General features: G+C 32.7%; 19 protein-coding genes and 1 pseudogene. 8 read left to right on the forward strand and 12 right to left on the reverse strand.

The genetic code is table 11. The annotated features are described in order from the left end of the window. Positions 1-134: 134 nt before the first annotated feature. On the reverse strand, positions 135-584 hold the full coding sequence (gene ndk / locus TERY_RS05330; RefSeq protein WP_011610889.1) for a nucleoside-diphosphate kinase: 450 nt from the start codon (positions 582-584) through the stop codon (positions 135-137). Positions 585-742: 158 nt separating this feature from the next. Here ndk and speA point away from each other — a divergent pair, with 158 nt between their 5' ends. Then, positions 743-2,824: a biosynthetic arginine decarboxylase gene (gene speA / locus TERY_RS05335; RefSeq protein ID WP_011610890.1), complete on the forward strand. Its 2,082-nt coding sequence runs from the start codon at positions 743-745 to the stop codon at positions 2,822-2,824. Positions 2,825-3,299: 475 nt separating this feature from the next. On the opposite strand, the gene TERY_RS05340 is transcribed toward speA, so the two are convergent. Continuing rightward, positions 3,300-4,466 carry a sugar phosphate nucleotidyltransferase gene (locus TERY_RS05340; RefSeq protein ID WP_011610891.1) on the reverse strand — a complete coding sequence of 389 codons (1,167 nt, stop codon included), beginning with the start codon at positions 4,464-4,466 and terminating at the stop codon, positions 3,300-3,302. Between the two features lie 521 nt (positions 4,467-4,987). Here TERY_RS05340 and TERY_RS32405 point away from each other — a divergent pair. Together TERY_RS32405 and TERY_RS29905 are read left to right on the forward strand one after the other, a co-directional pair. Further along, positions 4,988-5,155 (forward strand): hypothetical protein, encoded by a 168-nt coding sequence (locus TERY_RS32405; RefSeq protein WP_011610892.1) that lies wholly within the window; start codon positions 4,988-4,990, stop codon positions 5,153-5,155. A 397-nt stretch (positions 5,156-5,552) separates the two neighbouring features. Beyond that, positions 5,553-5,726: a hypothetical protein gene (locus tag TERY_RS29905; RefSeq protein ID WP_370497156.1), complete on the forward strand. Its 174-nt coding sequence runs from the start codon at positions 5,553-5,555 to the stop codon at positions 5,724-5,726. 465 nt (positions 5,727-6,191) lie between these two features. Here the strand turns inward: TERY_RS29905 and TERY_RS05350 are convergent, their stop codons facing one another. From TERY_RS05350 to TERY_RS05370, 5 genes are all read right to left on the reverse strand, one after another. Then, entirely contained in the window at positions 6,192-7,046 is an 855-nt protein-coding gene (locus TERY_RS05350; RefSeq protein WP_011610893.1) for a segregation/condensation protein A, read from the reverse strand. A gap of 388 nt (positions 7,047-7,434) precedes the next feature. Beyond that, entirely contained in the window at positions 7,435-7,809 is a 375-nt protein-coding gene (locus TERY_RS05355; RefSeq protein WP_011610894.1) for a lipopolysaccharide assembly protein LapA domain-containing protein, read from the reverse strand. A gap of 147 nt (positions 7,810-7,956) precedes the next feature. Then, positions 7,957-8,703: a DUF3153 domain-containing protein gene (locus TERY_RS05360; protein ID WP_011610895.1), complete on the reverse strand. Its 747-nt coding sequence runs from the start codon at positions 8,701-8,703 to the stop codon at positions 7,957-7,959. Between the two features lie 2 nt (positions 8,704-8,705). After that, positions 8,706-8,945, reverse strand: coding sequence for a metallopeptidase TldD-related protein (locus tag TERY_RS05365; RefSeq protein WP_011610896.1), 240 nt, complete (start codon positions 8,943-8,945; stop codon positions 8,706-8,708). 563 nt (positions 8,946-9,508) lie between these two features. Beyond that, positions 9,509-9,868 carry a single-stranded DNA-binding protein gene (locus TERY_RS05370; RefSeq protein ID WP_011610897.1) on the reverse strand — a complete coding sequence of 120 codons (360 nt, stop codon included), beginning with the start codon at positions 9,866-9,868 and terminating at the stop codon, positions 9,509-9,511. A 643-nt stretch (positions 9,869-10,511) separates the two neighbouring features. Between TERY_RS05370 and TERY_RS05375 the strand changes: the two genes are divergently transcribed. From TERY_RS05375 to argB, 4 genes are all read left to right on the forward strand, one after another. Next, positions 10,512-11,513 (forward strand): rod shape-determining protein, encoded by a 1,002-nt coding sequence (locus TERY_RS05375; protein WP_044136450.1) that lies wholly within the window; start codon positions 10,512-10,514, stop codon positions 11,511-11,513. A 715-nt stretch (positions 11,514-12,228) separates the two neighbouring features. Continuing rightward, on the forward strand, positions 12,229-12,984 hold the full coding sequence (gene mreC, locus TERY_RS05380) for a rod shape-determining protein MreC (RefSeq protein ID WP_011610899.1): 756 nt from the start codon (positions 12,229-12,231) through the stop codon (positions 12,982-12,984). A gap of 126 nt (positions 12,985-13,110) precedes the next feature. Then, positions 13,111-13,707 carry a rod shape-determining protein MreD gene (gene mreD, locus TERY_RS05385; RefSeq protein ID WP_011610900.1) on the forward strand — a complete coding sequence of 199 codons (597 nt, stop codon included), beginning with the start codon at positions 13,111-13,113 and terminating at the stop codon, positions 13,705-13,707. Between the two features lie 265 nt (positions 13,708-13,972). Then, on the forward strand, positions 13,973-14,851 hold the full coding sequence (gene argB / locus TERY_RS05390) for an acetylglutamate kinase (protein ID WP_011610901.1): 879 nt from the start codon (positions 13,973-13,975) through the stop codon (positions 14,849-14,851). Between the two features lie 168 nt (positions 14,852-15,019). Here the strand turns inward: argB and TERY_RS05395 are convergent, their stop codons facing one another. Beyond that, positions 15,020-15,553: a hypothetical protein gene (locus tag TERY_RS05395; protein WP_011610902.1), complete on the reverse strand. Its 534-nt coding sequence runs from the start codon at positions 15,551-15,553 to the stop codon at positions 15,020-15,022. A gap of 229 nt (positions 15,554-15,782) precedes the next feature. Beyond that, entirely contained in the window at positions 15,783-16,106 is a 324-nt protein-coding gene (locus TERY_RS05400) for a YtxH domain-containing protein (protein ID WP_011610903.1), read from the reverse strand. A gap of 453 nt (positions 16,107-16,559) precedes the next feature. Here TERY_RS05400 and TERY_RS36290 point away from each other — a divergent pair. After that, positions 16,560-16,671: pseudogene (locus TERY_RS36290) on the forward strand (IS630 family transposase); the annotation flags it as partial. A 64-nt stretch (positions 16,672-16,735) separates the two neighbouring features. Here TERY_RS36290 and TERY_RS05405 read toward each other — a convergent pair. The 3 genes from TERY_RS05405 to recG all read right to left on the reverse strand — a co-directional run bounded on the left by TERY_RS05405 (position 16,736) and on the right by recG (position 20,376). After that, the gene (locus TERY_RS05405; RefSeq protein WP_011610904.1) at positions 16,736-17,047 is read right to left on the reverse strand and encodes a hypothetical protein; all 312 of its coding nucleotides are present in this window, start codon (positions 17,045-17,047) and stop codon (positions 16,736-16,738) included. A 457-nt stretch (positions 17,048-17,504) separates the two neighbouring features. Beyond that, positions 17,505-17,669, reverse strand: a complete 165-nt coding sequence (locus TERY_RS32410) for a hypothetical protein (RefSeq protein ID WP_155994321.1) — start codon at positions 17,667-17,669, stop codon at positions 17,505-17,507. A 223-nt stretch (positions 17,670-17,892) separates the two neighbouring features. Further along, entirely contained in the window at positions 17,893-20,376 is a 2,484-nt protein-coding gene (gene recG / locus TERY_RS05410) for an ATP-dependent DNA helicase RecG (RefSeq protein WP_011610905.1), read from the reverse strand. Between the last annotated feature and the right edge of the window lie 120 nt (positions 20,377-20,496).

Raw genomic sequence — 20,496 nt, forward strand, 5'->3', positions numbered from 1 at the left:
GTTATTGTTACAAATTTAAATAAACATTAAACTTTTTCCTTTTTTTCTATTCTCTACTTCCCAGAAAGATAGTTAGCCCTTTAAATTAGGGAGCTAACTAATAGATATTTCAAGTCAGAACAATTTTAACTATTTTATTCTACAATCCAGGAAGTTAAAGTAGGTTTCCATGATACTAACTCTTCTTCTTTAAACCAAAGATTAATTTCGGTCTGAGCTGTCTCAATAGCATCAGAACCATGTATTAGATTACGGCCAAGACTAATTCCATAGTCACCGCGAATTGTACCAGGTTCAGCGGTCAAAGGATTAGTTGCCCCAATAATTTTTCTCGCAGACGCTACAACTCCTTCACCTTCCCAAACCATTGCTACTAAAGGACCAGATTTAATAAATTCTATTAAACTTGAAAAAAATGGTCTTTCTTTGTGAACATCATAGTGTTTTTCAGCAAGTTCCTTAGTTACCGTCATGATTTTAAGACCTACTAGGGTAAAACCTTTTGTTTCAAAGCGACTGATAATCTGGCCTACAAGTCCTCTTTGGACACCATCCGGTTTAATCGCTATAAAGGTGCGTTCCAAACTGATACTCCTCAAAAATTTATTCTACAGTAGTACTCTACAATACAAAGTAAATTATAGTTTAGGCTACAGTATTATAATTTTTTTGATAACTTTTATAGCTATACTTATTAAGTTAAAATTATTTCAAATTTAGTCTATTAAAATTAAAATATAAAATGGATTTACACTCAACTATAAATGAAAATTCTTCTCAGATTTCAAACAATACATTACTAACTAATATTTCTCAAACAGATCAAACAGAAATTAATGATATCAAGTCTGAACAAAAAAAATTATGGAGAATTGAAGATAGTGAGAAGCTATATAAAATACTTGGTTGGGGCCATCCTTATTTTTCCATTAATTCTGTTGGTCATGTAACAGTTTCTCCAAAGGGTGATTTAGGAGGTTCTTTAGACTTATATGAACTTGTTGAGTCTATTAAACAAAGAAATATAGGGCTGCCATTAATTATTAGATTTTCAGATATTCTTGAAGATAGAATTGAAAGGTTAAATGCTTGTTTTTCTAAAGCGATCGCTCGTTATAAGTATAAGAATATATATCGAGGTGTATTTCCTGTAAAGTGTAATCAAAATAGTCATTTAGTAGAGGAAGTAGTTAAATTTGGCAAACCTCATAAATTTGGTCTAGAAGCAGGTTCAAAACCAGAATTATTAATTGCTATAGCTACTTTGAATACAACGGACGGACTAATAATTTGTAATGGCTATAAAGACAGAGAATATATTGAGACAGCAATACTAGCTCAAAGATTAGGAAAAATACCAATAATTGTTATTGAACAAGTAGAAGAAGTACAGTTAGTGATAGAAGCTAGTCGAAAACTAAATATTAAACCTGTAGTAGGAATTCGGGTAAAACTAAGTACTAAAGGTATGGGTCGTTGGGCAGGAACTACAGGCGATCGCGCAAAATTCGGATTGAATATTCCTGAAATAATTAAAGTTGTGAATCAGTTAAAAAGTACGGGTATTTTAGATTCTTTACAACTCTTACATTTTCATATTGGCTCTCAAATTTCTTCAATTAGTGTAATTAAAGATGCTATTAGAGAAGCAAGTCAAATTTATGTAGAATTAGCTCAACTAGGAGCGAATATGAAATATTTAGATGTAGGGGGTGGTTTAGCAGTTGATTATGATGGTTCTAAAAGCAATTTTTATGCTTCTAAAAATTATGATATGCAGAACTATGCTAATGATATTGTGGCAGAAGTTAAAGAAGCTTGTGAAGAGAAAAATATATTACCTCCAATATTAATTAGTGAAAGTGGTAGAGCAGTCGCATCCCATCAATCAGTTCTAGTTTTTGATGTATTAGGAGTTAGTCAAATTCCGAAAGAAGAACCACCAGTTATTGGCAAAGGCGAACATTTAATTTTGCAAAACCTTTATGAAACGTATCAATCTATTAACAAAGATAATTATCAGGAAGCATATCATGACGCAATTCAATTCAAAGAAGAATCTATTAGTATATTTAATTTTGGATATCTTAGTATTAGTGAACGAGCAAAAGTAGAGCAACTATATTGGGGATGTTTGAGAAAAATTCAAGAAATACTAAAAAGCTCTGAATATATTCCAAATGATCTGGAAGAACTAGAGAAAGTCATGGCATCTATTTACTATATTAATCTTTCTGTTTTTCAATCTGCTCCTGATAGTTGGGCAATTAATCAATTATTTCCAATTATGCCTATACATAGATTAGATGAAGAACCTACTGAAAGAGTTATATTAGCCGACCTTACCTGCGATAGTGATGGAAAAATTGATCGATTTATTGATTTGCGAGATATAAAATCATTACTAGAATTACACCCTCTTCAAGTTAGTAATAAATCTTCCCAATATTCTCCTATTCAAAAACTAGAAAATTCTACTACAGAAATTATTTCTGTTTTTGAACCTTACTATTTGGCAATGTTTCTTGGAGGTGCATACCAAGAAATAATGGGTAATCTCCATAATTTGTTTGGTGATGTCAATGTTGTACATATTAAATTAAATCCTTCTGGCTACAAAATTGAACACGTTGTTAAAGGTGACACAATGACAGAAGTATTGAATTATGTTCAGTATAATTCTGATGATCTAGTGGAAAATATTCGCTGTCAAACTGAGCAAGCTTTACAAGAAGAAAAAATTACCCTTAAAGAATCACGAATGCTGCTACAAAATTATGAGAGTAGTCTCAGTAGTTACACTTATTTAAGTTTAAGTAACTAACAAAAAATTCAGTAGCTATAAATGATATTAAAGCTATTTATAATGGCTATTGACTAATACCTAATTCAATGATTTTAGAGTTAATTAGCAAACCCTAATTAAACCCACCTACTTATAATAACTATAGAACTTAAACACCCATAGAAATAGGATACTATCTGTAACGTTTAACAGCAGTTTGTTCGGAATTATAAAGAACAACACCTCTACTAAATATGGTGCTTTTGGTTAAGTGCTGAACTATTAGAAAAAACCTAAATATTTGTGGCAAAAATCTAAAAATTTGGTATCGGTAGCTGTATGTAAAGTATACAAATAATTAGAGGGAAAAAAAGCTTAGGCTACAAAAGTTTTATTATTCAAACGTTGTAAATATAATTAATTTCCAATCCGATGTTGTAATGCTATACTCCTTGCTACCTTCTTAGCCCTTGTTCATCCACATCTATTATTAAGGGAGCAGGACTAGCAAAAACTAACCCCCATTTTCCTGCAAAATATCCTTAATTGTTTCATGTTCTGCAGGAGGAGGAGAAGGAAAAGGATGACGAGTATCAGTAATTAGCCAATCAAGGGAAGCCGCTTGAACATCAATAGATGATCCAGTCTTATCCACACAATAACGACCAAAAACCAACTTATCAACTAAGCGAACTCCTGGACCTAAACGAGAATACTCAAAAATAACACTACTATCAACAGTTGCACCACTGCAAATCCAGCAATTAGGACCAATCATACTTGGCCCAACAATTTTGGCTCCATCTTCAATCCTGGTCATACCCCCAATATAAACAGGTCTCTTAATATCTATCTTATCCCAGTTAACGGCTACATTCAAACCAGTATAAATTCCTGGAGATACTTCCTTTCCAGGAATAGAAACATTTTTCACTTTTCCTATGAGCACATCTCTAATTGCTTGCCAGTAGTCCGGCACCTTACCAATATCCACCCATTCAAAATCCATTGCTACACCATAAAAAGGTGCCCCTATCTCTACCAACTTAGGGAATAACTGACTACCAATATCAAATTCCACACCAGATGGAATACAATCAAGCACCTCTGGTTCAAAAATATAAATACCAGTATTAATATTGGTACTAAGAGCTTCTTCAACTTTTGGCTTCTCCTGAAAAGACTGAATTCGTCCTGTTTCATCTGTGACTACAACACCATAGCTAGAAACCTGTTCCCGAGGAATAGACTTCATAATTACAGTAGCCATAGCTCCTTTTTCTTTGTGCCGCTGGAGTGCTTTAGTCAAATCCAAATCTATCAAAGCGTCACCACAAAGAACTATAAAAGTATCATCAAAGTAAGGATAAAAGTCTTGAATTCTCCTCATACCACCAGCAGAACCTAGTGCCTCCCCAATCAAGTTTCCATCCTCAATTCGCCCCTCAAAAGAATAAGCAATGTTGACCCCAAATCTTTGCCCGTCGCGAAAATAGTTCTCTATTTCTTTTGCTAAATGACTAACGTTAACCATAATTTGGTCAAAACCATGTTTACGAAGCAACTCTACAAGGAATTCCATTACTGGTTTTTGCAGAATAGGAATCATCGGTTTAGGAATGCGATAAGTAATTGGACGAATACGAGTTCCTTTACCGGCAGCCAGAATCATGGCTTTCATTTTATTTCCTCCACCTTAAAAATGCCAAAAAGACTAAAATACTTATTATTCTGTTCTAAGCTCATACTTATTCTATTAAAACCTTACTTCAACAGGTAGAAAAGCAGAGTGATAGTTTTTCACTTTCCTAATTAAAAAGTAAATCCCTCAATTTTTATCTAACAAAATTTGTTGATATTAATAGTACACAATTCTATTGTTGGACATAATCTTTCCAGTTCATCAAAATGTTAATTGTTTCCCCGCGCTCTGCTATAAGGAAGCTAGGGCATGAAAACCAATCAATATTGTAGTTTCAAACATAATCTATGAAAATATAATAAAAGTGTAAATGTTCAGGAATTAAGCTTATGATGGTTGAAAAAGCTGAAAAATTTATGTTTTATCCTACTTCTTAGCAACAAGTCTTATTGCACAGAACTTCAGTTTGTGTAAGCCTTTTCTAAAATAAACTTTTAACAGCAAGAATTAATACATACCATGAGAATGAAGAACAAATAAGCTATCAACAAATCTCAACTATGCTTAATTCTAAAGAAAAGCAAAAAGATTTAATTTTGATCACAGAAGTTAGTTGTATACCATTACAACAAAGTGTGAGATATTTACAAACTGCTGTTACTAACTTTTTCAGTGGACATACCACATATCCTAACTTCAAAAAAAAAAAAGAAATAGTGGTAGTGTAGAATTAATAAAATCTGATTTTAAGTGGGAAAATAGTCAAGTTTATCTAGCCAAATGTTCTGAGCCACGACTTATAAAATGGAGCAGAAAATTACTGATTGGTTGTATTCCAACCAAAATAAAAGTAAAGCTTACCTCCAAAAGCAGGTGGTTTGTATCTCTGAGAGTTAATAATACTAGAGATTTGATTCTCAAGCCATTAACCAAACAGTAGGTATTGATATAGGAATTAATCACCTTTTAACTACCAGTTATCGAAAAAACCTAGAAAACCCAAGAAATTTTCAGAAGTTACACAAAAAAAATCAGATATATTCAAAAGTCTCTAGCTAAAAAAACGATTTTGAGTCTAATAACTATAACAAAGCGCGACTTAAAGTAAGTAAGATACACTCTAAAATTAAAGATTTAAGACTTGAGAATACCTATAAACTAACTACTCAAATAATTACAGAAAATCAAACTTTAGTCGTTGAGGACTTACTTACTTACTTAGCAGTAAAAACGTGGTTAAAAGCCATAACCCACCCCGAGCAAGAGGGGTGGGCAGTGATGCTAATTGGGGAGAGTTAGTCACTCAACTAGATTATTAGGCTGAATGGTATGGACAAGAGTTAATCAAAATTGATAGATATTTTACTAGTTCCAAGGGTTACTCTCATTATTGAAGCTAGCCTAACCTACCCCCAAGATGGGTCGTTGTAGTAGACTGTAAAAAGTCAACCTGTATCAGAGATGTGGCTCGGTCACTCGTGCCTAAAGCTAGGGAAGAATCTCAAATGAGATATCAAACCATCCGTTGGTTATTTATTAACAGTGAAAAGTTGGGCTAACCTTTTTAACTGTTACTTTTGTCTCCATAGCTTTTGCCTATAAAGCGACCAATTTTTTTTACGCAACTCATCTGTGCCTAAATATTTTCTGTCTTTTTGCTTCCTATTATCACCCATAAGACTCCTAGCAGTAAGTCTTAATTAGAAGAGGTAAATAATTTTGGTTATCCATTCACTATAGTACTATACCATTGTCTTTAAGGGATTAAATCTTATCATCTAAAACCTTTTGCTCTTGCGAATGTGATGAAATAGTATGGATTTTGATTTCTTGGTAAAATTCTTCTTGAGATAACTCTATTTTAGACTGAGCAGACAGTAGGAGTAATGCCCAAAATGCACCTACTCGATCAGACTTTACTTGGACATTTATCTGTTCATTTTGTTGTTTTTCAGCTTTTAAATCTAATCTTAAAGACCACAATTCTAAAAGATTTTCAAATTCTAAATAACCTTCACTTATCTGTGGCCATTTTTCCAGAAGAAACTCTTCTAGATCTTTTGCTGTTTCAACTAAATTTTCTTGGTGAGCTAATTCTGCAATTACTTTTGCCGTTTGTGCTCGTGCTTTTGAAGTAGTTTTGCGAGTACGAGGAAGTGCTTTTCTATTTTCTATAGCAGCTCCAATAAGCTGTAACTGCTCAATTAATTCTTGAAGGGTAACTCTACGTTTTCTAGGGGAAGGAGCTACAGCGCGACGACGCAATTGTTGCTCAAGTTTTGGTGTGATTTTTGGTGTTTCAAAATTTTCTGCTTCTGGAATTTGTACTATTTCAGATATTTCCGAATTATTTTCAGATGATTCTGAATTAGCCAGGTGATCTGCTTTGAGCCATACTAATATAGATGCGTACAAAAATGCTTGGCCTGACTGATATAAGTTATCAAAATCGTCACTTCCAGAAATATTTGATTCAGGAGTAAGTTTACTTAAGTAGCGATCAATTACTTCAATTACTTGGACATCCCAAGGATTAATTTCTCCTTTTTCCGCTAGGTTTGTTAATAGGGCTATTCCTTCTGAAAGAGTTTCTGAAACTTGGGGGACTCCAATTATCATAGCCGTAGTTTTTTTTCTCTACTTTACTGTTGCTTGATCAGGCTTAAAAACATAGACTATACTAGATAAATATCTACTCTCTTAATATCTATGTTTTCATGCTATTAATTTTTATTATTAGTATACGTCTGCTAATACTAAAGGATTTTAGCAACGATTATGAAGTGTTTTACATTTAACTTTTAATATTATCTATATTTTGAATATAGTAGACTTTGAAATATCAATAATTATCAGACTATCCTGAAAATTTATTTACCTTCAATCCCACACTTTCTGATCAGCATAGGATTATTTTAAGTGAAAATATTAAGGATAGTCAAAGATAGTATAATACAAATACAAGTAACTAATGAAATCAAAAGTCATAACTAAACTAATTATACTTTTATTTAGGAGCTTCTGCTTCAGTAGATTTTACTAGATCAGACAAAGTTTCTGCTACAGGCAAACTAGCTCTTTGTTTGAGTTCCTCTTCATACCTTTCTACATCTTCTTGTAATTCTTGAATACGCTTATTTCTGCTACTAATTTCTCGCATCTGTCTAAAACTTTCTATAGTATATTGTATTCTTGACCATAAATTGAATAGCCATGCCAGAACTGCTCCTAATCCTATGGCAATCAAAAGTTCTACAGATAATGGAGCTTCTAACTCAATACCTTCAATAAGCTTAACAGTAGTTAGTTGGGTATTTTGTAATGTGAATATAACTAATGCTAAACAAACTAAAAAAATCAGCAAAAAGTTTATCTGTTTCATTGTTTTTATCTCAACTTATGCTTGCAATAGTAAATAATAACTTAGGTAATATATGAAAGATGTAAATTGGCAACATATTTTGTTATGCTAATCATAATATTAACAGTTATGATATATTTATATCATGACTATCTTAGGACTAACTATTTAATTTTTACTTATTCCTAAAGTAGGTAATATTTTATATTTTAAAGCTATACCTATACAAATAAATAAACTGATTAAAATTGCACCAATTCCTATGGGGCTAGGAATCCAAAATACTACATCCAATGAATTGATTTCTCCAGGGTTAAGTTTCCAGACAATTTCCCGATTATTTTGATAGTTAATTGTATTATTTTCACTTGATTGGATATTGCTAAAACCCCAAGGTGTAATTAACTTAAAATCCATATCTAAGAACTCATCTGGATTAATTTTAACTTTACTATCAGATTGAGATAATCGCAAATCTAATTTCATACTCAATTTATTCCGTAATGCTACAAAAAAATTATTCTGGCTCACATTAACGTGAGATGATAATTTGGGTAAATTTGCTGCCATCCCTGTAGAAGAATTTTGATATTCTACTGAATCCTGATTTTGAAAAAAACTATTGAACTTTTCTTCCAACTCAGTACCATTATAAAAAGGTATTGTAACTACAACTTCCTCCTTAGATATTCTTTGAGTTTTTCCTTGCAATTGATAAGCTCTAGTTTCTAAACTTTTAAACCAGTCAGAAACTATCTCACTACTAAAATTTCGTAACTTATTTGCTAGTTTAATATGTTGAACAATCTCACCGTGACTTTGACTTTGAAAATTTATTCCTACTTCATATTGAACACATCCACTCAGTAGTAAAACTGCTAAAAAACTAATAACAATCACTTTCATTATTTTCATATCTAAGCCTGCCTTGTTACCACACCTAAATTTTTGAATAAGATAGATAGTAAATAGTAACTACCACTAACTAACTCTGGAAAATTGTCAATATCTACTGAATTTTGAAATGCTTGAAAAATATTATTTACTACCATTATACTTTTAAATATGTCTTTTATTTTACCGTTTTCTGCATAAAAATTGGATGCACAGTCTCTCGCACCCATCAGGCTATTTTTTAGTTGTTTTTGTGAATTCATATCTTAGGACCTGTTGGAAAAGTTCAAAAAATAACTACCCATAATAATATTTATAAAGTGTTGATAAAAGAAATATTAAACCCAAGGATAGGGTGGGTAAGACAACAATACTTAAATATCGGAACCAAAATTAAACTATCCGCCGTAACCGACCAATCTTAAACACTATAGCTGCATTAATATCAGCTCTTACATTCAGTGTAATACGTGCTGGTAGATTAAAATGATTAGGGGAAGCAGATTAAAAGTGGATCAATATTTTTAACCCTTCCTGTTTGAATATACAGTATCAACTAAATCCTCAATTTTAGTGAAAATATTTTCAAATAACACAACCCAGTTTACTTTGGTCAATTAATATCAGATCCACTCCTTCTTTCTTTAGCTTGAATTTGTAGAGATTTTAAACAATTATTAAATAATTATTATCAAATTTTGAGGAGTTATCCTTAATTGATAAATAGTAAATTTCTACAGCTTCAGCTTTTTGAATGTTATATGCTAGGTCGATAATTTACTCTAAAGTTAATTCACTCACAATAATTTTTATTTAATTTTCTTTCCTAGAATTCATTATAGCTTGCTAAAGCAGCCTGCTCACTATCACGTTTAGAACCTAGTAACTCTAGTTGGTATACTCTAATTACTGGCTTGGAACGATTGGCCCCTGTATTACGGTCTTGCCAATAATCAAACTTCAAGGAGCCTTTGACTCCTATCAAGCTACCTTTACGAACATAGTCAGCAGCAACTTCTGCATTTCTATCCCACATTTCTAAATCAAACCAGTCTGGTTGGTCAGTCTTTTTAGATCGACGATTTACAGCTAAAGCAAAACTACAAACCACACTACCTGACTCAAAATATTTAACTTCTGGGTCTCTACCTGCCCTACCAACCAAAGTTACGACATTTAAACTCATATACTATATATTATTTATTAATTAATGAACTTCTAATTTGACCAAAAAACTAGGTTAAAAACTTTGGCCTACAATAGCAGCTTCCTATTATAATATAGATAAGCGAAAAGATAATCAACTACTGTAAAACCTAACTATCTGTTCTCTAGACACACCAAACAACGAACTTAGTCAAGTTTCTTCAGCAAGTGAACTCTACCTTAAGGGTTATGGAAATAGGCTTTGGAAATAGAACAATAGCCTAGAATAGAGAGCTATCATATGGGGATATTGTATTGCCGGTATTGAATTTAATTGGTTTGAATGAACTAAAAATTCTAGATTCTCAAGATAATTTTTATGTCTTGAGGTCAGAAACTAGATTAAATCTACGAAAATACTCTGAGAGGACTAATTGCTCAAGCTACTCCCAATCTCATACTTCCTCCGGATTTGGTCCCCATTGTGTCGCACTAAGAAATCAAGGAAAGTTAAACATACTTATATCATTTTTGATACAGTCCAACTATACTGAGGAATAAAAAACAATATAAAATTTACCTCAGATATATGTATTTATAAATTATTACATCAAGAATTAAGATTTGATATTGGGGGTCAAAATCTAGTGGGTCTGATAAATCGCTTTTCCTTGTCTCGGGACATGGGAATTGACTTAGGTACTGCGAACACACTTGTATATGTATCTGGCAAAGGTATTGTTCTTCAGGAGCCATCTGTGGTAGCTATTGATCAGGAACAAAAAACTTCTATTGCAGTTGGGGAAGAAGCTAAAAGGATGTTAGGGCGAACTCCATCTAATGTAATTGCAATGAGACCTCTAAGGGATGGGGTCATAGCTGATTTTGATACAGCAGAATTAATGCTGAAACATTTTATCAGGCGAGTCCATGAAGGAAGAGCCTTAGTATCTCCAAGAATTGTTATTGGTATTCCTAGCGGAGTAACTGGTGTAGAAAGACGAGCTGTAATGGAAGCCGCTGCTCAAGCTGGTGCTAGGGATGTACGGTTAATTGATGAACCTGTTGCTGCTGCTATTGGGGCGGGGTTGCCTGTGGCCGAACCTACTGGCAATATGATTGTGGATATTGGTGGAGGAACTACAGAAGTTGCTGTTCTTAGTTTACAAGGTACAGTTCTAAGTGAGTCTGTGCGTGTAGCTGGGGATGAATTGAATGATGCTGTTACTCAGTATATGAAAAAAGTTCATAACTTGGTCATAGGTGAGCGAACTGCAGAAGATATTAAGATTCAATTGGGTTCAGCTTATCCCTCTCAGGATGATAATGAGGCAACGATGGAAGTTAGGGGTCTACATTTATTATCAGGTTTGCCTAGAATTGTTACAGTCAAAGCTGCTGAAATTCGAGAAAGTCTAATTGAACCTTTATCTATAGTTGTAGACGCAGTTAAGCGAACTTTGGAACGTACTCCTCCTGAACTAGCCGCAGATATTATAGATAGGGGTATTATGTTAGCTGGTGGTGGTGCTTTGTTAAAGGGGATAGATACTTTAATTAGCCATGAAACTGGTATTGTCACTCATATTGCTGCAGACCCTCTTTGTTGTGTAGTGTTGGGCACTGGCCGTGTTTTAGAGAATTTTAAACAGCTTGAAAGGTTTTTCAGTGGGCCAGTTCGCTAAAGTCAATATATGTTATTTAAGTATCGACGAGGAGGCAATTCTTGTCTAGTTTCTTTGATGAGAACTAAAGATTATTATTAGTTAGGATTTACGCACTTCAAAGAAAATGGGTTTATTGTTCTGATTATTGTTTTAAGGAACGTAAATAAATTTCGTCGACCAACTCCGTTGCATACATAAGTCGTAGTTATGTTAAGCCTAGCTTAATATATGTAGAGTTCAGCAATACTATTAATTACTAATATAAAGTTGATAAGTTATGGTAAGGTATAGCATTACGCAAATACCTTAGGACATTCATCTATTTCCTGTTACCTTATAACCTAAATTTCCCAGTCCTAAACAAAAGACGTAGTGCTATACTTATATTTATTTATTTACTGTTAGAGTGTCTCCTATAGAAGTGTTTCCTAGTTCTCTTAAAGGTAAAATTTTGTACTTCACTCCTTGTAAAAATTACTAATACCTGATGGTTAATTGTATTTTTCGTAAATTAGTAGTTAAACAAAATAAATTTCACAAATTAAGAAGCTTAAATCCAGTTCTTGTGTAAACTCCTGTTTTGTAAATAGCTATGTGTTTAAATGTAAGTTATTAAGATATTAGCACATATATTTATTGGGGAAAAATATTTAATTATAGAAGTTCCTGCTTTTAACTTCAACCAACAGTAAAAAAATATATAAAGTAGTAGGAATTCTCAAAGGTTTTACTAATGCAAACATTACGTCGTCGAGGCTTAAAACTGATGCGAAAAGCTGCATTGTTAGTTTTAGCAGTTAGTGCAGCTTTTTGGGTAAGACAAAATAAAGGTAGTTTATTTTTTGAAATTTACAATTGGCTCAGTCTACCATTTCAACCTAGTTCTGTTCAACAAGAAGTATTAGATAATGCTTATATTAAAGAACTAGAAATTAAATTACAAGAATTAGAGCAACAAAATAATAATCTCACCCAACTTTTGAACTATACAAAAACTAAAAATTTGAAAGGAGTATTAGCTCCTGTTATAGGTAGAAGTGCAGATTATTGGTGGGAAAAAGTAACTTTGGGGAGAGGTAGTAAAGATAGTATTCAAGAGGGTTTTATTGTGATGGGAACTGGTGGTTTAGTAGGTAGAATAACTAGCGTTACAGCTCATACAAGCCAGGTATTATTAGTTAGTGATCCAACTAGTAAAGTTGGTGTGGGAATTATTCGCAGTCGTCAGATGGGTTTTATGAAGGGTCAGGGTAATGATACGGCTGTAATGGAGTTTTTTGATAATTCTCCTAATATTAAAGTTGGTGATGTTGTATCTACTTCTGCTTATAGTCAATTGTTTCCAGCGGGTTTGCCTGTAGGAACAGTTGAATCAATTAATTTAACTAATAATCCTGCTCCAGAAGCTATTATTAAGTTATCAGCTCCACTTAATATTTTGGAATGGGTAAATGTTTATCCAAACAAACCGAATCAAACGAAAAATTAATTAATAATGTAACAATTAAACCTAAGTTGAGATAACAATTCAATTACCTTTTTCCTGAAAACGTTGTTATGCTCAAAAATCTAACTATTAACTTATTTATAACTATTAAAGGTACTTTCTAGTCAGATGTCTAATCTATCTCAGCAAAAAATTTTTAAATTACTAATTATATTTACTTCTGTACTGTTTTTTTCATTGCTGTTGCTTACTCGTATTCCTGGAATGGAAATTTTAGGAATTGGACCTAACTGGTTATTAATTTGGTTAGTGACTTGGAGTAGTCATAGCTCCATTATAGGAGGTTTAGTAGCTGGCTTAATTTTAGGATTAATTCAAGATGCAATGACAGCTCCCTATCCTACTCATATTATTTCTTTAGTTTTTGTTGGATTTTTTACAGCTTTTTTACAAAAAAAACGCTACATACAGGAAGATTTTATTTCTATAGCCTTAGTGACATTTATTATGGCTATTATTACTGAAACTTTCATCGCAATTCAGTTTGGGTTAATGGGTAATCAAAGCTTTGCAGAAGTTTGGATTCACTATAAGCAAGTTGCCTTGGGTTCTGCTGTTATTAGTAGTCTTTGGGCTCCGGTTTTGTATTTTCCTTTTAGTCAATTTTGGAAGGTAAAAAAAAATAACTACTATAATTTCAGTTCTCACTTAGGAGTACATCCAGCTTTAGCTTATAGCCAGAAAATCCTTGAATTTTTGGGTTAAAGAAATATAAGGATTAAAATTAACTAATATTGCGGTTTTCACAGTAGCGTGTTAATTTAAATATTATAACTTACCTAATAGTGTATGAGGTATCTGTTGGATTAGTGACTAGCTCGTTCTGGAATGTGTTTTTATTAGAGCAAAAGGATAGAAGGGCGTTAAAGGCAGGTGCACGAGAACATAAAAATCGGGTATCATCCAGGTGAGTAAATTCCACGTTTTGCACTAGTGGGTATCCTGAGAATATTTTAAATACCAACTATATATGCTAAAAAGTACAGACTTGAAAAATGAGTCAGAAATGAGCCGAGTCAAAGTGTTAAGTGAAGCACTACCTTACATTCAAAAATTTACTGGTCGTAAGATAGTTGTGAAATATGGTGGTGCGGCTATGAGGGATAGTAATGTAAAAGATCAAGTAATGAGAGATATTGTATTATTGTCTTGTGTCGGTATACGTCCCATTGTTGTTCACGGTGGCGGTCCAGAAATTAACTCTTGGTTGGGTAAATTAGGAATTGAACCCCAGTTTAAGGATGGTTTGCGGGTTACTGATGCCTCTACAATGGAAGTAGTTGAGATGGTATTAGTGGGAAAAGTTAATAAAGAAATTGTTTCTTTAATTAATCAAGCAGGAGGATGTGCGGTAGGTTTATGTGGTAAAGATGCCAGCTTAATTCAAGCACGTCCAGAAGGTATAGAAGGAATTGGTTTTGTTGGGGAAGTCAGCAATGTTAAGATAGATATTTTACAATCTCTAGTTGATAATGGCTATATTCCAGTAGTATCTAGTGTAGCAACTGACGAACAAGGACAAGCTTACAATCTTAATGCTGATACAGTGGCGGGTGAAATTGCTGCTGCTATGGAAGCAGAAAAGCTGATTCTACTTACAGATACAGCCGGAATTTTAGAAGATTATCATAATCCAGATAGTTTAATTGTTAAGTTGGATATCCAAGAAGCAAGAGAGTTGATTGAAAAAGGAATTGTATCCGGTGGTATGATTCCTAAAGTAAATTGTTGTGTCAGGAGTTTAGCTCAAGGAGTTCGAGCAGCTCATATTCTTGATGGTCGAGTTCCCCATGTACTTTTGCAGGAAATCTTGACAGATACTGGGGTTGGTTCAATGATAGTAGCTTAGGATGATTTTGAGATCTAGGTCTTGGCATAGGTCAAAAGTAGAAGTTTAAAAGTCTAAAATAATATTCGACTAAATTTGTTGGCATAAATATTCAGCACACAAAATTCACTAATGTCATGCCTCAAGATATTACTATTTATATAGTATTTATATATTGTCTGAGTTAACTTATTTTCTATCAGTCTTTTGTTTTGTTGAGGACTCTGAATTTAGATTAGAGTCTTTAGTTTCCGAGATAGGAGTAATATCTTTGCTGAGAAAATTATTCTGACTATTATTTTTGTCAGAATATGGTGAAAGATGCTTTAACTGCTTCCTCGTATTTTTTTTTCCTTGTTGTTGACAACTAAAAGTTTTCCAAGCTACTTTAATACCAGTAAAAATACTATTTGTGGTAGTTTTAACTTGCTTAGTTTGTTTACGAACATGACTGATTTTTTGATCGACTTGTTTGACTATTTCTCCTGCAGTTTGAACACTATCATTTATATCATCAGTTAGCTCACTAATTTCTATACCAGTAAGACGAATTGCTTCTAGGGTTGATGGTAGTTCACGAGCCAGGATATCAGCTAGTTTTTCTATACTACGAGCTGCCCTTGCTAATGCCAACATTGCAGGTAAAGTAACAATTAATACAGTTGTCAGGCTAAATGCCACTAAGAATAAGGACAGTCCTAACCAAAATAGAGAATTATTCACAAATATTTCGCGCTATGCAGGAGAATGATTATTTCCTATACCTGGATTATCTTAACAAGAATGAGTGCTTTTGAAACTCCAATAATCTTGAGAAAAATTTTATGCTTTTGACCAGTCTTCTCTATTACTACTAGAACTCTGCAAAAGTCAAAAATAAAACAAATTCTTATCTATAAATAATCAATTACTTCTCCCTATTCCCTATTGTATCTTTTCTGGAGAAATATACTCAAACTTCAGAGTTTTTGGTTTGTATTTGAGATAGTATTTTTCTCTCTTTTTGACTAGCTTCTAATCCAGCAGCGATAGCTTGTTTAAGTCTTTCTAAGATATCTTCCCAAGAATTAGTAGCAGAGTCTGAAAAACGGTCTGTTTGAAATTTGATACTTGTAGACAAATCTGTTGCAATTTGTGGAATAGCTGATGCTGATTTTTTCACCAACTGTCTTGCTTTTTTGCCAGTTCTAGGAGCTATTAATAACCCTGTTGCTGTACCTATGGCTGAACCTAGAAGTAAACCACTGATAAATAAACCAGATTTCTGATTGGACATTTTTACAATTTATATATCTCTAAAACGTCTTCCCATATAAACTTATAACAATATTATAGACTTATAATATATAGATATATATTAATATTTTAAGCATAGTAATTTTTATTTTCCCATATTATAGCAGCCGAAGTAAAGATTAGGACATAATATAGAAAAAATTATCTAGAAAAGATTATGCCTGTTCCTTATATATACGACTATTGACAAAAAGCTATTAATACCATTGATCATTGAATGAGTAAAACTCAAGAAGTTTCTATATTTAAAACTAGTCGTAATACTATCAATATTTGGTTACATATAGCAATCCTATCTGAAAATTGAAAGTGATGGGCGCCTAGAAAGTACTTCTGCTAAAAAAAGAAAGAAAAAGGAGCAAGGGTTGGAGCTATTTTTCTAGAAAACTAGTAATTTTAATGAATGATTTAGGATTGTTATAGAAAAAGATAAACTGGTGATATAAGAGCAAAAATAGGTTATCAAAAAGGATATTATCCTAAAATACTAGATTTAGAAAAATGATCGAGAATTTGTTCACATTAATGCTAGTAAAACTCAAAAATAAATGGCACTATTGCTAGAAGTCTCTTGGTAATAAAGTTCTTGGGCAAGAATATAAATCCAAGTTACTTTGAATGCCAAGTTCGACTCCAACGATGCCATAAATTTCTGAGCAACCAAAACATAGCTATTATTTGTTGAAGTTGTTGAACTTGTCCATCCAGTTGTTGATATAGGTGTCGTATTTGATTTACTTTTTGCTGTCGAAGTTGCAAAAATTCAGGTGTTTTGGTGAGTATGTTACTGGTGTAATTATCTATGAGGCTAAGATTGCGTTCTACTTTTAATAATATTTGCCTAAATCTCCAGATTTTCCAAGCTAGAAAAAAGCCAAAAATTGATATAATTATATTTATTTCTATTACTAACCACAGCATCTTTTACTCCACAAAAAACTAGCGAGAATAACTCTTATAAAGAGTCTAATTATAGATTGACTATAATTTTCAGTAAGACCATATATTAGACCATTTTGAAAAAAAATTTTATAAATTAGTATCAGAAAATTATTACCTGGTAAATGTTATTCCTAATTTAGCTATTTTGAAAATTGGTATTAGCTGAAGAACTGGAATTTTTTCTATCTGCTAGATTTTTTTTAGTGACTAAAACAAAAAAAGTGTCTTAATTAAGAATAGGGCAAAACTAAGATGAAATTTATTAATCTCAAGGTTGATTATGCTTTAAAAAAAAGCTTTGGCTCCAAGGAAAGCAAAGAAATTTTAATCAGTTTTCTGGATGCAATAACTTATGATGGAGAAAAATAATCAAGTTTTCACGGGTTAATTAGTACCTCGAAACTATTTTTAAATAAGTATCTATCTTTTTTCAGATTTAGCAAGTTATGGGGCAAGAAGTTTTGAGCATTAGAGGTTCAATATTAGCAAACCTTGCATTTACACGCTTAAAAAAGCCTCCAGAAATTTCCTGGGCTTGGCCTTCTGGAACTTCAATTTCTACTAAAGTTTCATCATTTAGTTCAATCAGTTGGCTTGCCATTACTCTGTTCTTTCCAAACAAAACTCTTTATTTAATTAAGGATACCAAAAATTTCAGATATTTAATAGAAGACATTTGAAGTCTTTATCTGGGACTAAATTTTTGAGGTAGGGAGTAGTCTGTGGACATAATAAATATAGGAAATATAGGAAATATAGGAAATATAGGAAATATAGGAAATATAGGAAATATAGGAAAAAATATACCAATATAACCTATCACCCTAATTTAAAATTGATCCCCCCATCATCTTCTGATACCGCCATTCCAACTCCTTTCTTAACAGGGGCCAACTATTAAGACTTTCATCCTTTTCCATCACCTGTAAAGCAGCACCCCGCGCTAACTCCAAAACCTCCTGATCCTCAACCAAACTTGCCAAAGCAAAATCCGGTAACCCCGACTGCTTTGTTCCCAATACCTGACCAGGACCTCTCAAACGCATATCCATTTCCGCAATAAAAAACCCATCCTGAGACTGCTCCAAAACCTTCAACCGTTCTGTAGCATCCGTCGAACCTGCACCCCTCATCAACAAGCAATAGGAATGGTGGACACCACGACCTACTCGTCCCCGTAACTGATGTAACTGAGATAAACCAAACCTTTCTGCATTTTCAATTAGCATTACTGTGGCATTAGGTACATCTACCCCCACTTCCACCACAGTAGTAGATACTAAAATCTGAGTTTGATTATTCCGAAATGTACTAATAACTTGGTCTTTTTCTGCACTGCTCATTCTGCCATGCAACAAACCTATCTGAAACTCGGGAAAAATTTTTTCAGCTAATTTTTGATGTTCTTCTATTGCAGATTTCACATCCAATTTTTCTGACTCTTCAACTAAGGGTAAAACCACATAAACTTGTCTACCTTGAACTATTTCTCTGCGGATTAAATCATAAGCTTTTTTACGTTGTCTACCAGTCAAATTTGTTGTTTGAATTGGTTGTCTTCCTGGTGGTAGTTCATCTATTTGACTAACATCTAAATCTCCATGTAATGTCAAAGCTAAAGTTCTGGGAATAGGAGTAGCTGTCATTGCTAAAAAGTGGGGAGATTCACCTTTTTGCTGTAATTTTGCTCTTTGGTGAACCCCAAATCTGTGTTGTTCATCTATTACTACTAACCCTAATTTATGAAAGTTGACTGTATCTTGAATTAGGGCATGAGTACCGACTAATATTGGTAATTCTCCAGTCTCAAGTTGAGAGTAAATTTCCCGGCGTTTTGCTATTTTTGTCGAACCTGTTAATAATTCAACTGGCAAATGTAAGAGATTAAACCAAGTAACTAATTTATCATAATGTTGTTCCGCTAATACTTCTGTTGGTGCCATTAAAGCAGCTTGATAACCAACTTGAACTGCTGCTAATATAGCAACTACTGCTACTACTGTTTTTCCAGCGCCCACATCTCCTTGTACTAATCTTTTCATTGGTTCAGGCTTTTGTAGATCCCTGAGAATTTCATTGACTACTCTTTTTTGAGCATTAGTTAATTGAAATGGCAGTAATTTATAAAATTTTTTAATAAGTTTTCCTGTTACAGGTAGAGCTACTCCTATCTCTGTTTTTTTTTGCAGTTGCCGACGTTTTAATAAACCTAATTGTAGATAAAAAAATTCATCAAAAACTAACCGACGGCGAGCTGCTGCTAAACAATCTCTATCTATAGGAAAATGAATATTTTTAATAGCATTTTTTAAATCTATTAATTGATATTGATTCAAAAAAATTTCTGGTAATGTTTCTGAAAAATTTTCTGCTTTTGGTAAAATTTTAAATATTGCCCGTCTCACAACATCTGCTTCTACTCCTTCTGTTAAAGGATAAACTGGTACTAAACGACCAATTTTGATAGACTCAATTTCACTACCTTCACTATCCAAAACTTCTATTTCTGGATTATCTAAATTTTTCCCATATTTAGTTTCTTTAACTAAACCGGAAGCAGCAACAGTTGCACCAACTGGATAGAATTTTTTTTGCATCATTTGCCAACCTTTATTACTAAATCTAGGTCCGGCAAAAAAGCGACTAATTTTGATTTGCCCTGTAGAATCTGTAAGAGTAAGTTCGAGAATAGTTAATTTCTTATTTTTCGGACTAGAAAAACAATTGAACCTTTTAATTTTACCGATAATAGTAACAGTTTCTCCTGCTTCTAAGTTACGAATATTTACTTGACGGGCATAGTCAATATGGTCTCTTGGGTAATAATAAAGTAAATCTCTAACTGTAGATAATCCTAATGTTGATAGGCGATCGCTATTTTTAATTCCGATACTTTTTACATCTTTAAGTAGCTGTTCTAATTCCAGGTTATTGGTATATTTTTGTGAAAAATTAGAATTATCTTTTTGTATTTTTGCAGTTATTTCCAATGAATGAAATTCTAGTCTATCATTCTCTTTTTCTTTAACACATAAAGACTGCATTTGATTTAAAAAAATCTGAGTTTTTTCTAATAAATATTGCCGTTCTTCTCTAGTCATTTCTGGATACGAGACAAATTTTTTAGAAAACTTCTCAAATTTATCTTGATAACCTTTTAATATTATTGGTGGTTTACTTAAACTAATACTTAAAAAGTCATTAAATATATATTGTTTACCTTGGATATTTTGAAATCCACGTCCTGCTTCCACTAATAAAGCTTTTTTTAGTCTTTCCCAGTCTATCATTTCTTTTTCATTATTCATAGCATTTAATTTAAGAAATTATTTATATAATACTTTTTGCATCTATAAAATTTATTTTACTGGGTAGGGAGTAAGAAACAGAATAAATTCGGTAAAAGATATAAATATGATAGGGCATCT

This window comes from Trichodesmium erythraeum IMS101 (assembly GCF_000014265.1).
In the GTDB taxonomy this organism is placed as follows: Bacteria; Cyanobacteriota; Cyanobacteriia; order Cyanobacteriales; family Microcoleaceae; genus Trichodesmium; species Trichodesmium erythraeum.

What these genes read in the sequence shown, in the direction of transcription:
- speA (WP_011610890.1), top strand. Translation starts at nt 743, where the DNA reads ATGGATTTACACTCAACTATAAATGAAAATTCTTCTCAGATTTCAAAC.
- TERY_RS05340 (WP_011610891.1), bottom strand. Translation starts at nt 4,466, where the DNA reads ATGAAAGCCATGATTCTGGCTGCCGGTAAAGGAACTCGTATTCGTCCA.
- TERY_RS32405 (WP_011610892.1), top strand. Translation starts at nt 4,988, where the DNA reads ATGCTTAATTCTAAAGAAAAGCAAAAAGATTTAATTTTGATCACAGAA.
- TERY_RS05350 (WP_011610893.1), bottom strand. Translation starts at nt 7,046, where the DNA reads ATGATAATTGGAGTCCCCCAAGTTTCAGAAACTCTTTCAGAAGGAATA.
- TERY_RS05355 (WP_011610894.1), bottom strand. Translation starts at nt 7,809, where the DNA reads ATGAAACAGATAAACTTTTTGCTGATTTTTTTAGTTTGTTTAGCATTA.
- TERY_RS05360 (WP_011610895.1), bottom strand. Translation starts at nt 8,703, where the DNA reads ATGAAAATAATGAAAGTGATTGTTATTAGTTTTTTAGCAGTTTTACTA.
- TERY_RS05365 (WP_011610896.1), bottom strand. Translation starts at nt 8,945, where the DNA reads ATGAATTCACAAAAACAACTAAAAAATAGCCTGATGGGTGCGAGAGAC.
- TERY_RS05370 (WP_011610897.1), bottom strand. Translation starts at nt 9,868, where the DNA reads ATGAGTTTAAATGTCGTAACTTTGGTTGGTAGGGCAGGTAGAGACCCA.
- TERY_RS05375 (WP_044136450.1), top strand. Translation starts at nt 10,512, where the DNA reads ATGGGAATTGACTTAGGTACTGCGAACACACTTGTATATGTATCTGGC.
- mreC (WP_011610899.1), top strand. Translation starts at nt 12,229, where the DNA reads ATGCAAACATTACGTCGTCGAGGCTTAAAACTGATGCGAAAAGCTGCA.
- mreD (WP_011610900.1), top strand. Translation starts at nt 13,111, where the DNA reads ATGTCTAATCTATCTCAGCAAAAAATTTTTAAATTACTAATTATATTT.
- argB (WP_011610901.1), top strand. Translation starts at nt 13,973, where the DNA reads ATGCTAAAAAGTACAGACTTGAAAAATGAGTCAGAAATGAGCCGAGTC.
- TERY_RS05400 (WP_011610903.1), bottom strand. Translation starts at nt 16,106, where the DNA reads ATGTCCAATCAGAAATCTGGTTTATTTATCAGTGGTTTACTTCTAGGT.
- TERY_RS05405 (WP_011610904.1), bottom strand. Translation starts at nt 17,047, where the DNA reads ATGCTGTGGTTAGTAATAGAAATAAATATAATTATATCAATTTTTGGC.
- TERY_RS32410 (WP_155994321.1), bottom strand. Translation starts at nt 17,669, where the DNA reads ATGGCAAGCCAACTGATTGAACTAAATGATGAAACTTTAGTAGAAATT.
- recG (WP_011610905.1), bottom strand. Translation starts at nt 20,376, where the DNA reads ATGAATAATGAAAAAGAAATGATAGACTGGGAAAGACTAAAAAAAGCT.